Genomic DNA, 13003 nt, shown 5'->3' with positions numbered 1-13003 from the left:
TTTAATACATAAGTGAATCCTATTAATAATCCATCTTTTTTGTTTTCTTAATTTTCCCAGACCATTTTTTAAAACCACCGCTAAGATTATATAAATCTTGGTATCCATTTTTGTGTAGAAGTAATGCAGCACGCATCGATCTTGAGCCATTTTGGCAATAAAGATAGACAGGCTTGTCTTTTCTGAGCTCAGTTAATCGTTGTTTCATTTGTGTAAGAGGAATATTTCTCGCCCCTAGTATATGGCCACCATCAAATTCGTTAGGCTCGCGAACATCGATTAATTGCGCTTTTCTATAGCCATTTCTGAATTCTTCCTCACTCAATTGCTTCAAGATCTTCTTTTGTTTAAAATATCGATAAACGGTAAAAAGAATAAAAACTAATAGAATACCGATTACGATGTATAATTCTAACATAATATTTCCCCCAACTATTTTATCTACTAAAAAGGATTATACCATTTCTATGCATGAAATAAAGTAATAAATCATTTTTTTGAAAAATTCGTAACAAGAATGAAGTTTTCTTGTTTGTCAGGCTATTCTATTGTATGCTTTTATCATAGATAGGTATGATTTATGAAATACTGTACAATATGAGGTGCTATAAAATAGAATAGTAAAAGGATTTTTAGGATATAAAAAGCTTTTTTTTAATAAACTTTTCTCCTTAAGGTGAAATGATAAGCATTCACCTATCCTAACAGGTTTTCATAAACAAATGTAGATTGAATGGAGGATTGTCAATGCCTACACCAACAATGGAAGATTACATAGAACAAATTTATTTACTAATTGAATCAAAAGGTTATGCACGAGTATCTGCTATTGCTGAAGCTTTGCAAGTTCAGCCTTCTTCTGTAACTAAAATGGTTCAAAAACTAGACAAAGATGAATATTTAAATTATGAAAAATATCAAGGCCTTGTATTAACACCGAAAGGGAAGAAAATAGGTAAGAGACTAGTATATCGTCACGAGCTTCTAGAGCAATTCCTTCGCATCATCGGAGTAGAGGAAGACAATATTTATACAGATGTGGAAGGAATCGAGCATCACCTCAGCTGGAATTCGATTGATCGTATAGGCGATTTAGTACAATACCTAGAAGAAAAGAAAGAGAGAGTGGAGCAATTAAGATTAATTCAACAAAAGGACGAGTAAATCATTCTATTTTTAAAGCCTATTGTATACATATATAATAGGCTTTTATGAATCGGGTGATTTTTATGAAAATTGATGGAGTTTTTTCTGGTGGCGGTGTAAAAGCATTTGTTTTTATCGGTGCATTAAAAGCGTTAGAAGAAGAGAATATTTCGCTTGAACGTGTGGCTGGTACATCTGCAGGAGCTTTATTTGCGACATTGGTTGCTGCTGGTTTTCGAGCAAAGGAGCTAGAGGAATTATTTTTAACCCTTGAGCTAAAGCAATTCTTAGATCAATCTAGAATTGGGTCTATCTTCCCGTTTATTAAATGGTTGACCTTATATCAAACAATGGGACTATATCGTGGAGATGTATTTCAACAATGGCTAGAAAAAGTATTACGTGAGAAAGGAATTCAATCCTTCCAAGATTTAAATCCACATCAGTTAAAAATTGTAGCTGCAGATATTTCGATCAATCGTGTCATCGTATTTCCTGATGATTTGGAAGAGAGCTACCAGATAGATCCATCCTTCTTTTCTATTGCAAAGGCAGTAAGAAGCAGTATTTCCATTCCATATTTTTTTCGCCCGTCGAAATTAATCCACCCATTATCCAATCAAAAAAGCTTATTAGTTGATGGGATGATATTGAGTAATTTTCCCCTTTGGGTGTTTGATCAGCCAAATCGAAAGCGGGAACGCCCCATTCTCGGCATGCAATTAAGTAGTCCACAACATTTAAACCACCTTACTACCATTCACAATTCCCTTGATTTACTTAAAGCGATGATCGTTACAATGCGAACTTCTTATGATAATCGCTATATTAGTGAAAATGTCGCAAAGGAAATATTATTTTTCCCCATTGAAGATGTTCAGGCAACCGATTTTGATCTATCAAGATCTGAAAAGGTAAGCATCATTGAATATGGTTATCAACAGACAAAACAGTTCTTGAGTAGTTGGACCTACTAAAAGCAGCGAAAAAATAGAGCCTTATAAGGAGGCTCTGTTTTTTCGCTTCTTGTTATTTGCATTTCCCTCAATCACTCGAAGATGTGGAGCGTTTTTACGATGCTTGAGTGGGGATTTATTTGCTGTGAAAGTCGGTTTTGGTTTAGTTGCTGTACTGCTTTTTCGTGTAAAGTTTGTTTTATATTTTTGCTTGGATTGTTTTACCGCTTTACGATATTTTTTAAGCTCATTAGTCGATCTTTTTCGGAGAAAGAGAAAGTAGAACGCGCCAAATATAATGGCACCAATAATTAAAGAAAATAAAAGACTTCTAATTAATCCAAATGTGTCTGTAAACAATGTGACGGTGAAACCAATCGCAGCTAATCCGATAAATAGATAAACTAGCCAAGTACTCCAATTTCTAGACATCACATGTCCTCCTTTCAAGATGCTACGGTCTTTAAATGCTTGTTATTTTAGTTATACCCGATTTTATATGGTAATTATACAAAAATAATCAACAAATTTGAAAAAATGACTGTCTCCAGCGAATTATATTGGATTCATAACTACATAGATGCAGGATAAATAATAACGCTTACATATCCTTATAGACTAATTTCATTACTTACTTCTATTTTATTAGAATTTTTCGATTTTGACCAGATATCTTTTTAATATGGGATGAAAAAAGCCTATATTGGTTATTCTAGGGTTGAGGTGATATTGATGCGTTATCAAAGAAAGAGAGAAGAAGAAAAGGGACAATCTCTTATTTCAAAAGTGGTTAGTATTGGTTTTTTTGGTGGATTAATCTGGAGTGTTGTTGCATCTGTTGCAGCTTATTTTCATTTTACCTCTGTCTCGCCTAAATCGTTTATCTTGCGTTCATGGCTACAGATTGAGTGGACAGATCAATGGCTAGGTCAGCTTATTTCTATCTTAGTCGTCAGTCTATTATCCATAGGTATTGCGTTTCTTTACTATTTTATTCTAAAAAAAATCAGAGGCATCTGGATAGGTATAGGATTTGGTGTGGTTCTATGGTTTATTCTCTTTTGGCTATTTGAGCCGATTTTTCCCAATATACCAACCATTTTTAATATGGATAGTGATACGATTGTTACAACAGTATGTCTTTTTATTTTATATGGTGTATTTATTGGTTATTCGATATCTTTCTCCTATCAGCAATATAAAGATGAAAATTAAACGGAAAATATGTTACTATGAATAATATTGATATTGTTGGATGAGGATGGTGGAGTCCTAATGGGGAAGATCTTATTACTAAATGGCCCAAACTTAAATAGATTGGGAAAGAGAGAACCAGACATATATGGTAAGGAAACATTGGATGATGTCGAAAGGGATGTAAGAAAAGTTCTTCAAAGATATTCTCATGAGTTAGATGCTAAACAGTCGAATCATGAAGGAGAGCTCATCGATTGGCTTCATGATGCCAATGATCATTATATTGGAGTGATTTTTAATCCGGGTGCTTACACTCATACTAGTATTGCGCTTAGGGATGCCATACAATCGATAAACGTACCGGTGATTGAAGTACACATTTCAAATGTTCATAGTAGAGAATCCTTTAGACATACATCCCTTTTAGCACCGGTTTGTCAAGGCCAAATAGTTGGACTTGGTACAAAAGGCTATCAAATGGCAGCGATCTTTTTAGGTGAAAGGAATGGGGAGGAAAAAAATGAGTAGATTAAACCAATTACGTCAGCAGCTTAAGGATCATAACTTAGATGCAATGCTTATTACAAGCGCAGTCAACAGACAGTACATAACTGGATTTACAGGCACAGCAGGAGCAGCTGTCGTCACAAACGATCAAGCGTTTTTCATTACTGATTTCCGTTATACGGAACAAGCGAAAGATCAGGTGAAAGGCTTTACCATAATCGAACATAAAGAACCCATCCCAAAGGTTGTAGGAAATATTGTAAAAGATTATTCGATATCGACAATTGGATTTGAAAAAGCAACATTGTCCTATGAAGGATATGAACAATTTGATGCAGAAATCGATGCGGAATTTACCCCAACAAGTGGAATCATCGAAAAAATTCGCTTGATTAAATCGGAAGATGAGATTACTATATTAAAGGATGCGTGTAATATAGTTGATCGTGCTTTTGAGCATATTTTGAATTACATAAAGCCAGGTGTGAAGGAAATAGACATTGCCAATGAACTTGAGTTTTTTATGAGACGAAATGGTGCACAATCTTCAAGCTTTGATATTATTGTTGCATCAGGTTACCGTTCAGCACTTCCGCATGGTGTAGCTTCTGATAAGGAAATAGAAGCAGGAGAGCTTGTTACAATGGATTTTGGTGCGCTCTACAAAGGTTATTGCTCAGATATAACAAGAACGGTAGCAGTTGGTGAAATTTCTAGTGAGCTAAAAGAGATATATGATACGGTATTGGAAGCACAGATAAGAGGCGTAGCCGGTATTAAGCCAGGAATAACTGCAAAAGAAGCAGACGCTCTGACAAGAGATTATATAGATAGCAAAGGGTTCGGCAAATACTTCGGTCATTCTACTGGTCATGGTCTTGGATTAGAAGTTCATGAATCGCCAGGATTGTCATTTAGATCTAATCAAGTATTGGAAAAAGGCATGGTTGTCACAGTTGAACCAGGCATCTATATCCCTGAAATCGGTGGATGTCGAATTGAGGATGATATATGGCTAACAGAAAACGGAAACGAGCGGTTAACCCATGCACCAAAAGAATTAATTACGCTTTCGGTATCGTAATATATTGACAAAATAATGTACAAAATGGAACAGAGTTGGAGGAGGAATTTGAATGATTTCAGTAAATGATTTTAAAACAGGTTTAACGATAGAGGTAGATGGTGATATTTGGCAGGTTATGGAGTTTCAGCATGTTAAGCCGGGAAAAGGGGCGGCGTTTGTTCGTTCTAAACTACGTAATTTAAGAAATGGTAATATTCAAGAGAAAACATTTCGTGGCGGAGAGAAAGTAAACAAAGCCCATATAGAAAATCGTAAAATGCAATATTTATATGCTTCAGGGGATACTCATACTTTTATGGATACGTCGAGTTATGAACAAACAGAGTTACAAGCAGGTCAAATTGAGCGAGAATTGCAATTCTTAAAGGAGAATATGGAAGTTAATATTCTCACATATCAAGGAGAAACAATCGGAGTCGATCTTCCAAATAATGTAGAGCTCACTGTTACGGAAACTGAGCCTGGTATTAAAGGGGATACAGCTAGTGGTGGTACTAAACCAGCCACTTTGGAAACTGGCTTAACGGTACAAGTACCCTTCTTTGTTAATGAGGGTGACGTACTTGTTATAAGCACTAGTGATGGTAAATATGTGTCCCGCGCCTAATAGATGAATATTCGATAGTAAAAAGAGCTACAGGGCAATGATGTCTTGTAGCTTTTTTGTGTTTTTAAAAACTACATGAACACAGAATGGAATGTAAGAAAAAGGTATAGAACGTCTTCTTTTTCTCTATTAACAAAAATATCATCTAGGTTATATCTAACAATTAAAAGCATAGAATGTAAAAGAAAAAGTTATGTTGAAATGAGGCAATATGATGGAAACCATACTCTCTTTACTACCCATTGCAATCGCAACAGAGATTGATCATTACCTTCAAGCAAAACAAGTTGTACCAGAAGAGATTCGACTTCGCATTAATCGGCCAATTGAAATTAATACAGGGAAAAGTGTTATGTGGTTATCCCATGTAAGAACTTCCAAAGAAGATGCTCAGTCCATATTAAATAGAATAAGCGATTATTCTCTCTATCGATTAGAAGAAGAATTAAGACAAGGTTATATAACGGTGAGAGGTGGACATCGAATTGGGATTTCTGGTTCCGTAATTATAGAAAATGGCTATGTAAAGGCAATCAAGCACGTGTCTTCTTTTAATATTCGACTAGCAACCGATAAAGTGGGAATCACCAAATCGTATTTACCCTATCTTTACAAAGAACATTTTTTAAACACACTCATCATTGGACCCCCACAGTCAGGGAAGACGACTTTTCTTCGAGATCTAGCTCGATTTGTTTCTACAGGTACAAAGGAAATGAAAGCACATAAAACCGCAATAGTGGATGAACGCTCGGAAATTTGTGCCGCAACAGAAGGAGTTCCGATGTCCTCCATAGGACTTCGTGTAGACGTTTTGGATCGTTGTCCTAAATCAGAAGGTATGATGATGTTCGTACGATCGATGTCACCTGATGTGATTATTGTGGATGAAATTGGTAGCGATAAAGATGTACAAGCCTTAATGGAAGTGATGAACGCAGGAATAAACTTAATTTGCACGATTCATGGAAAAGACTTAAAGGATATCCAGAATCGACCTGCGATCACACCACTTATAAACGCCGAAATTTTTGACAGATTTATTGTTTTATCAAATAAACATCATACAGGAGAAGTCCTAGACATATTAGACAGTAAAGGACATCCGATATTGGAGAGAGTGAACCAATCATGAAATGGATCGGGGCTATTTTGATTATTATTACATTTTTTTGGATAGGGATAGAGTTTGCCAATAGAATGGAGAAACGACCGAAGTTAATTCGGACATTAAAAAATGCTTTATTAATATTGGAAGCAGAAATTGTATATAGTCAAACAGCTGTACAGGATGCGTGCATTCATATTTCGAAACAAGTTCCGCAACCAATTGCCTTATTTTTTGAACAGGTTGGGCTTCGATTAAAAAACGAGAACAGAGAGCTTTATTCAATCTGGGAGCAGGAGGTAGAACTATTTTGGAATAGTGTTCCCTTATTCTCTGATGAAAAAGAGATTATGAAACAATTCGGTAGAACACTTGGGCAGCATGATACGGTTCAACAACAAAAATATATTCAATTAGCATTAACTCACTTGAATAATAAACATACAGAAGCGGAGGAAATGTACCAACGTTATGGGAAGATTTCCAAAAGCTTAGGTTTTCTAACAGGAATATTGATTGCTTTACTCTTGCTATAGAGAGGGGATAACGGATGGTTGGCGATACTAGTATTCTTTTTCAAATTGCTGGAATCGGGATAATCGTTGCCATGATTCACACAGTTTTGAAACAGATGGGAAAAGAGGAATTTGCACAATTTGTTAGTTTAGTTGGCTTTATTATTGTACTTTTGTTCGTACTAAACAGTATATCGGATTTATTTCAGCAAATTAGAGCCGTATTTTTCTTTAAAGGATAATGCATAATGGGGATTATTGAAATTGTTAGTATCGGTATTATCGCTGCAATTTTCGTTCTGCTTTTACAAGAGAAACAACCAACGATCGCATTTTTAATCATTTTACTCACCGTACTTTATTTATTTATCTATTTAATTCAATATGTGCAGGAAATTTTGCAACTTGTTACCTATTTAGGAGAGCAGGCAAATATTCATCACTTTTATATTAAAACGATTCTACAAATTATAGGAATTTCTTATATAGCAGAAATCGGCTCAAATATTGTCAAAGATGCAGGATTAGAGTCGATTGCTTTAAAAATCGAACTAATTGGTAAGGTGTTTATCATAATATTAGCCATTCCTATTTTTAAATCATTGATTGAAACCATTATCAATCTTTTTCCAATCTCGTAATGATGGAAGGAAATCTAAAATGAAGCCATTTCCCAAAATTTTATTCATTGTTTTCGTATTAATCGTAATAGGACAACCCCTTGAACTAGTTGCATCCCAAAATAAAGGTATTTTAACAGGATATGAGTCATTATTAGAAGGAAGCGAATTGGAAAGCTATTGGCAGCAATTAAGCAAAGAGTATAGTCATGTCCTGCCAGAACTTGAGAAAAATGATTTTTGGTCAATGGTACACAGTGAAGGAAATATCAGTATAAAAGATTGGCTAAAAGGGTTTTTACGATATTTTCTCTATGAATTAATGGAAAATGGAAAATTGCTTGCCACTTTAATGTTATTAACTTTATTTTGCTTGTTGCTTCAAACGATTCAAAACGCTTTCGAAAATCAAGTGGTGAGTAAAGTAGCTTATGCCGTTGTTTATATTATGCTAATCATTATTGCACTGCAAAGCTTTCAGTTAGCTACTAACTATGTATTGGATACGATAAATTTATCGAAGAATTTCTTAATTGCATTACTACCATTATTACTCGGTTTATTAGCATCCCTCGGGCATTTATTAACGATCTCTTTTTTTCATCCAATCATTATTTTCTTAATTCATGTAAGTGTTTTTGTTGTTTCTAAGCTAATTGTTCCTTTATTTTTATTGTCTGCTATTTTGCAAATTGTTAGTACCCTGAATCCAGAATTTAAAGCAACAAAGCTAGCTAATCTCATGAAGAACATAGGGATTAGTATTATGGGGATTCTATTAACTGTTTTCTTGGGAGTTATTTCTGTTCAAGGTGCAGCAAGTGCGATTCAGGATGGCGTAGCAATGAAAACTGCGAAATTTGTAACAGGAAATTTCATCCCTGTCATAGGAAGATTGTTTACAGATGCTACCGATACTGTCTTGAGTGCGACTATCTTAATTAAAAACGCAATTGGCTTAATAGGTGTTGCGATATTGATCGGTATCGTCATGTTTCCTGCTATAAAAATATTAGTAATATCCATCATGTATAAGGTTACCACAGCAGTACTACAACCTGTAGGTGATGGTCCTGTTATTGAATGCTTGGATATTATTGGTAAACATATTCTTTATCTATTCGCAGCACTTCTATTGGTTTCTTTTATGTTTTTTTTTACGATTGTTATTTTAATCATAGCAAGCAATCTTACGGTAATGGTGAGATAAAGGGAGGAAGTGATTTTGGAATTTCTTTCAGGCTGGGTATTACAAATTGTAATTTTTATCATTTTGGCGATGGTAGTTGATTTAATACTGCCAAGTTCCAAAATAAAACAATATGCCAAGCTCGTTATTGGGCTACTTCTTATATTAATTATCTTACAGCCAATCCTATCCATTTTTAAAGTGGATGTAGAACAACTGATTTCACCTGTTTTTCAAACCTCAACTAATTCGAATTTAGAAGCCGAGATAGAAAATCAAACAAATCAAAAGAAAAATGAAATAGAATCGATAAATCGTGCATATGTATTACAAGAGATGGTTGTCCAGATGAAAAATTTAGTAGAAGAGGAGTTGAATCAAGATTATCAATCAGCAATAGATCATTTGGAAGTAGAGTGGAAAGAGGAAGAAACTGCTGAAACAACAGAAGACATTACCGCAATATATGTGCAGTTAAAGCCATTCCAAGAGGGAAATTTGGAAACAGTAGAAAAAGTAGAGATTAACATCGGGGAATCTGAAAAAGAATTGGACAATGAATCTTTTGATAATCAAGAAATTATTGATTTTTTAGCCGAACAATGGCAGGTAGAGGCAGATATTATTCATGCGAGATGGAAGGAGGAATAAGGTGGTTGAATGGTGGAAAAAAATACTTTCTTCTTTAAAAATATCTGATAAGAAACCAAATAAAATACATTACATTGTGTTAATAGGATTAATCGGTATATTCATATTGTTAGTAAGTAATTTACTGGGTTCCGATCAATCAAGTGAATTACCTAATTATTCTTCTTCCTTACCTCAGTCTGAAAGTGAAGATTCAAAAGAGGTATGGAAACAAAAGGATGCTAATAATGCATCTGAAAAAATGGCAGGAATTGAGGAGGCGTATGAAAATGATTTAGTAGCTTTATTAGAGAAAATAACCGGTGTATCCAATGTGGAGGTAATGGTGAATCTTGATGCAACCAACGAGAAGGTTTATCAAAAAAATTTAATCATTGGTTCACAAGTGACAAATGAATCTGATCAAAATGGTGGAACGAGGAAAATAGAAGATGAGACTAGGGAGCAAACAGTTGTCATCATTCGCCAAGGAGAAGAGGAAGTTCCCTTACTTGTGCAAACAAAGAAACCAGAAGTTAGAGGTGTTTTGATTGTTGCAAATGGAGTGGACAACCTAGAAGTTAAGAAATGGGTGATGGATGCTGTTTCAAAAGTTCTTGATGTTCCAGCACATCGCATCTCTGTTCAGCCTAAAAATAAATAAATCATTTGGGAGGTAACACTATGTTAAAAAAACAAACAGTTTGGTTATTAACAATGTTAAGCTTAATGGTTGTTTTAAGTATTTATTACTTAAATGCACCGAGTGAAGGGGATCTTGCATATTTTGATACAGAAGATGTAGAAGGTGATCAAACGACATCCCAATCCTTAACAGAGATCACTAATAAGGAAGAGACAACTAACGAAGAAGGTAAAACGGATGAGGATGCAACAGAGGAAGCAGATAGTTCTACCGTTAATTCTGATGAGTTTTTTGCAGCTGTGAGAATGGAAATTACGAATCAAAGAAGCATGGAAAAAGAAAGACTTGAGAAAATTGTTTCATCAAACGACGCTTCAACAGAAGAGAAAAATGAAGCATATGAAGCGATGAAAGAAATTGAATACGTAGAATCAAAGGAAATGATTCTAGAAGATACATTAAAATCAACAGTTGGCTATGACCAGGTGCTTGTCCGTAACATGGAAGGGGACAATATAGTCGTAACGGTCCAAGCAGACTCTTTAACACCGAAAGAAGCAAATACTATTATCCAACATACAAAGGATGAATTTGGTGAAGTGGATGTAGAGGTAGTCTATCAAACGAGCTAATGATAAAGGCGACGACGCTAAACATAATTTTCGGTTCTTTATCCCTACAAACGGTTAGCGTTTTTGTAAATATATTTAAAATGGTCGAAAATCCGGGCATGTATTCAGTAATGAGGAGAATTTCTGAATCAGTTCGGATTTTCTCATTTTAACTTAAACAATTGTTCGTTATAAAGCTGGATTAAAATCTATAGTTGCAGTTTTACAATTGTTTGCGTAAAATGTTATAAGGAGTTATTAGTACCTGTTATTAAATGTAACTTAAGAGAAAGGGTGCAGATACATGTTATCTATCCAAGAAATGGAAGCTTTGATTGATAAACTAGATCAATCATCAATTGATGAATTTTCATACGAAGCAAATGGAGCAAAAATTAAATTAAAAAAACATCATTCTGTTGTACAAACTGTGACGAATGAAGCGGTACATATACCACAAACGCCACAAATAAAGGAACAGGTTGCTCCATCTATTGAAAAGCCTAGCCAATCAGAGCAGGCTACAGTTCAAGAGGAAAAACCAGTGGTAGAATCAAAGGATTATGATTTTGAAGTGGTATCACCAATGGTAGGTACTTTTTATAGTTCTCCTTCCCCTGATAAGCCTGCTTTTGTACAGGTAGGGGATCAAGTAAGTGAGAACACCGTTATTTGTATCGTAGAAGCAATGAAATTGTTCAATGAAATCGAAGCAGATGTAAAGGGTACTGTAACAGAAGTGTTAGTAGAAAACGGTGAATTAGTAGAATATGGTCAGCCGTTATTCCGTATTAAGACCGTATAAGGGGATGAAACTGTGATTAAGAAACTCTTAATTGCCAATCGTGGAGAAATAGCAGTCAGAATCATTCGTACTGCTAAAGAAATGGGAATGGAAACTGTCGCTATCTACTCAGAAGCGGATAGTGAAGCCCTACATGTACAAATTGCAGATGAAGCATATTGTATTGGACCGAAGTTGAGCAGTGAAAGCTATTTAAACTTTACCAACATTATGAGTGTTGCGACATTAACACAAGCTGATGCGATTCATCCGGGGTATGGATTTCTTTCTGAGAATGCTGATTTCGCTGAGATTTGCGAAGCTTGTAATGTGACATTTGTTGGTCCTAGTGCTTACGCTATTCAAAAAATGGGAACAAAGGATGTTGCCAGAGAAACCATGAAAGAGGCAGGTGTTCCTGTAGTTCCAGGTTCTAATGGCATTATCGCCGATGAAGAAGATGGATTAAAAGTGGCTAAACAAATTGGCTTCCCAGTTATTATTAAAGCAACTGCTGGTGGTGGCGGAAAAGGAATTCGTGTAGCTCGTAACGAAGAAGAACTTGTAAAAGGTATACAAGTGACGCAAAATGAAGCAGAGAAAGCATTTGGAAATCCAGGTGTCTATATAGAAAAATATATCGAAGACTTTCGCCATGTAGAAATACAAGTATTAGCAGATAATCATGGAAATGCTATCCATCTAGGTGAACGTGATTGTACAGTGCAAAGACGTCTTCAGAAGCTAATAGAAGAAACACCTTCTCCCGCAATAAATGATGCCATGAGAGAAAAAATGGGAGAGGCTGCAGTGAAAGCAGCAAAAGCAGTAAACTATTCTGGTGCTGGTACAATTGAATTTATTTTTGATAATAAAGAAAATAAATTCTACTTCATGGAAATGAATACACGAATTCAAGTAGAACACCCAGTTACAGAAATGGTGACAGGTGTTGACTTAATAAGAGAGCAATTACTTATTGCGAATAACGAGAAGTTATCCTTCGAACAAGAGGACATAACCTTTAATGGTTGGGCAATGGAATGTAGAATCAATGCCGAAAACCCTGAAAAGGACTTTATGCCATCACCTGGAGAAATTAAAATGTATTTACCACCAGGCGGTCTAGGGGTACGCGTCGATTCTGCAGTATATCCTGGTTATAAAATTCCGCCCTATTATGATTCCATGATCGCAAAGTTAATCACTTACGGAAAAACGAGAGAAGAAGCGATCAAAAAGATGGAACGAGCACTAGATGAGTACATCATAGAAGGGATCCATACAACCGTTCCTTTCCACCGAAGAATGATGGTCCATCCAGTGTTTAAAAATGGTGATTTTAATACAAGATTTTTGGAAAAGTATAGTATAATGGAAGAAGAATAAAAAATTATTTA

At 35.2% G+C, this 13003-nt stretch carries 18 protein-coding genes; 16 read left to right on the top strand and 2 right to left on the bottom strand.

Features of this window, described 5'->3' with window-relative positions:
* Positions 1-22: 22 nt before the first annotated feature.
* Positions 23-418: a rhodanese-like domain-containing protein gene (locus tag ACZ5R4_RS03315; protein ID WP_109984188.1), complete on the bottom strand. Its 396-nt coding sequence runs from the start codon at positions 416-418 to the stop codon at positions 23-25.
* A 329-nt stretch (positions 419-747) separates the two neighbouring features.
* Between ACZ5R4_RS03315 and mntR the strand changes: the two genes are divergently transcribed.
* Both mntR and ACZ5R4_RS03305 read left to right on the top strand, forming a co-directional pair.
* Positions 748-1164 carry a transcriptional regulator MntR gene (mntR, locus tag ACZ5R4_RS03310; protein ID WP_054788886.1) on the top strand — a complete coding sequence of 139 codons (417 nt, stop codon included), beginning with the start codon at positions 748-750 and terminating at the stop codon, positions 1162-1164.
* 65 nt (positions 1165-1229) lie between these two features.
* Complete coding sequence (locus ACZ5R4_RS03305) at positions 1230-2123, top strand: patatin-like phospholipase family protein (RefSeq protein WP_464368066.1); 894 nt, start codon at positions 1230-1232, stop codon at positions 2121-2123.
* A gap of 21 nt (positions 2124-2144) precedes the next feature.
* Here the strand turns inward: ACZ5R4_RS03305 and ACZ5R4_RS03300 are convergent, their stop codons facing one another.
* Positions 2145-2534, bottom strand: a complete 390-nt coding sequence (locus ACZ5R4_RS03300; protein WP_054859299.1) for an SA1362 family protein — start codon at positions 2532-2534, stop codon at positions 2145-2147.
* 300 nt (positions 2535-2834) lie between these two features.
* Here ACZ5R4_RS03300 and ACZ5R4_RS03295 point away from each other — a divergent pair, with 300 nt between their 5' ends.
* From ACZ5R4_RS03295 to accC, 14 genes are all read left to right on the top strand, one after another.
* Complete coding sequence (locus ACZ5R4_RS03295) at positions 2835-3317, top strand: YqhR family membrane protein (protein WP_054859300.1); 483 nt, start codon at positions 2835-2837, stop codon at positions 3315-3317.
* 60 nt (positions 3318-3377) lie between these two features.
* Positions 3378-3827, top strand: coding sequence for a type II 3-dehydroquinate dehydratase (gene aroQ, locus ACZ5R4_RS03290; protein ID WP_109984191.1), 450 nt, complete (start codon positions 3378-3380; stop codon positions 3825-3827).
* Complete coding sequence (locus ACZ5R4_RS03285) at positions 3820-4890, top strand: M24 family metallopeptidase (protein ID WP_109984192.1); 1071 nt, start codon at positions 3820-3822, stop codon at positions 4888-4890. The genes aroQ and ACZ5R4_RS03285 overlap by 8 nt, the downstream gene beginning before the upstream one ends.
* 52 nt (positions 4891-4942) lie before the next feature.
* Positions 4943-5500 carry an elongation factor P gene (efp, locus tag ACZ5R4_RS03280; RefSeq protein ID WP_109984193.1) on the top strand — a complete coding sequence of 186 codons (558 nt, stop codon included), beginning with the start codon at positions 4943-4945 and terminating at the stop codon, positions 5498-5500.
* Between the two features lie 214 nt (positions 5501-5714).
* Entirely contained in the window at positions 5715-6635 is a 921-nt protein-coding gene (gene spoIIIAA, locus ACZ5R4_RS03275; protein WP_109984194.1) for a stage III sporulation protein AA, read from the top strand.
* On the top strand, positions 6632-7144 hold the full coding sequence (spoIIIAB, locus tag ACZ5R4_RS03270) for a stage III sporulation protein SpoIIIAB (protein ID WP_109984195.1): 513 nt from the start codon (positions 6632-6634) through the stop codon (positions 7142-7144). The genes spoIIIAA and spoIIIAB overlap by 4 nt, the downstream gene beginning before the upstream one ends.
* 14 nt (positions 7145-7158) lie before the next feature.
* Entirely contained in the window at positions 7159-7365 is a 207-nt protein-coding gene (gene spoIIIAC / locus ACZ5R4_RS03265) for a stage III sporulation protein AC (RefSeq protein WP_054788890.1), read from the top strand.
* A 6-nt stretch (positions 7366-7371) separates the two neighbouring features.
* Positions 7372-7764: a stage III sporulation protein AD gene (gene spoIIIAD / locus ACZ5R4_RS03260; RefSeq protein ID WP_054788891.1), complete on the top strand. Its 393-nt coding sequence runs from the start codon at positions 7372-7374 to the stop codon at positions 7762-7764.
* Positions 7765-7783: 19 nt separating this feature from the next.
* Positions 7784-8953, top strand: coding sequence for a stage III sporulation protein AE (gene spoIIIAE / locus ACZ5R4_RS03255; RefSeq protein WP_109984196.1), 1170 nt, complete (start codon positions 7784-7786; stop codon positions 8951-8953).
* A gap of 15 nt (positions 8954-8968) precedes the next feature.
* Positions 8969-9583, top strand: a complete 615-nt coding sequence (gene spoIIIAF / locus ACZ5R4_RS03250) for a stage III sporulation protein AF (protein ID WP_054859304.1) — start codon at positions 8969-8971, stop codon at positions 9581-9583.
* 1 nt (position 9584) lies between these two features.
* Entirely contained in the window at positions 9585-10226 is a 642-nt protein-coding gene (gene spoIIIAG, locus ACZ5R4_RS03245; protein ID WP_054859305.1) for a stage III sporulation protein AG, read from the top strand.
* A gap of 20 nt (positions 10227-10246) precedes the next feature.
* Positions 10247-10840 (top strand): SpoIIIAH-like family protein, encoded by a 594-nt coding sequence (locus ACZ5R4_RS03240; RefSeq protein ID WP_109984198.1) that lies wholly within the window; start codon positions 10247-10249, stop codon positions 10838-10840.
* Positions 10841-11123: 283 nt separating this feature from the next.
* Positions 11124-11624 carry an acetyl-CoA carboxylase biotin carboxyl carrier protein gene (accB, locus tag ACZ5R4_RS03235; protein ID WP_109984199.1) on the top strand — a complete coding sequence of 167 codons (501 nt, stop codon included), beginning with the start codon at positions 11124-11126 and terminating at the stop codon, positions 11622-11624.
* Between the two features lie 12 nt (positions 11625-11636).
* Positions 11637-12992, top strand: a complete 1356-nt coding sequence (gene accC, locus ACZ5R4_RS03230) for an acetyl-CoA carboxylase biotin carboxylase subunit (protein WP_054788893.1) — start codon at positions 11637-11639, stop codon at positions 12990-12992.
* Positions 12993-13003: the final 11 nt, after the last annotated feature.

The sequence above is a fragment of the Gracilibacillus sp. JCM 18860 genome (assembly GCF_055395245.1).
Note: the sequence above shows the minus strand (reverse complement) of the source record. Positions and strands in the feature narration are given on the sequence as shown.

Coding starts and splice junctions, on each gene's coding strand:
- ACZ5R4_RS03315 (WP_109984188.1), bottom strand. CDS start 418: ATGTTAGAATTATACATCGTAATCGGTATTCTATTAGTTTTTATTCTT.
- mntR (WP_054788886.1), top strand. CDS start 748: ATGCCTACACCAACAATGGAAGATTACATAGAACAAATTTATTTACTA.
- ACZ5R4_RS03305 (WP_464368066.1), top strand. CDS start 1,230: ATGAAAATTGATGGAGTTTTTTCTGGTGGCGGTGTAAAAGCATTTGTT.
- ACZ5R4_RS03300 (WP_054859299.1), bottom strand. CDS start 2,534: ATGTCTAGAAATTGGAGTACTTGGCTAGTTTATCTATTTATCGGATTA.
- ACZ5R4_RS03295 (WP_054859300.1), top strand. CDS start 2,835: ATGCGTTATCAAAGAAAGAGAGAAGAAGAAAAGGGACAATCTCTTATT.
- aroQ (WP_109984191.1), top strand. CDS start 3,378: ATGGGGAAGATCTTATTACTAAATGGCCCAAACTTAAATAGATTGGGA.
- ACZ5R4_RS03285 (WP_109984192.1), top strand. CDS start 3,820: ATGAGTAGATTAAACCAATTACGTCAGCAGCTTAAGGATCATAACTTA.
- efp (WP_109984193.1), top strand. CDS start 4,943: ATGATTTCAGTAAATGATTTTAAAACAGGTTTAACGATAGAGGTAGAT.
- spoIIIAA (WP_109984194.1), top strand. CDS start 5,715: ATGGAAACCATACTCTCTTTACTACCCATTGCAATCGCAACAGAGATT.
- spoIIIAB (WP_109984195.1), top strand. CDS start 6,632: ATGAAATGGATCGGGGCTATTTTGATTATTATTACATTTTTTTGGATA.
- spoIIIAC (WP_054788890.1), top strand. CDS start 7,159: ATGGTTGGCGATACTAGTATTCTTTTTCAAATTGCTGGAATCGGGATA.
- spoIIIAD (WP_054788891.1), top strand. CDS start 7,372: ATGGGGATTATTGAAATTGTTAGTATCGGTATTATCGCTGCAATTTTC.
- spoIIIAE (WP_109984196.1), top strand. CDS start 7,784: ATGAAGCCATTTCCCAAAATTTTATTCATTGTTTTCGTATTAATCGTA.
- ACZ5R4_RS03240 (WP_109984198.1), top strand. CDS start 10,247: ATGTTAAAAAAACAAACAGTTTGGTTATTAACAATGTTAAGCTTAATG.
- accB (WP_109984199.1), top strand. CDS start 11,124: ATGTTATCTATCCAAGAAATGGAAGCTTTGATTGATAAACTAGATCAA.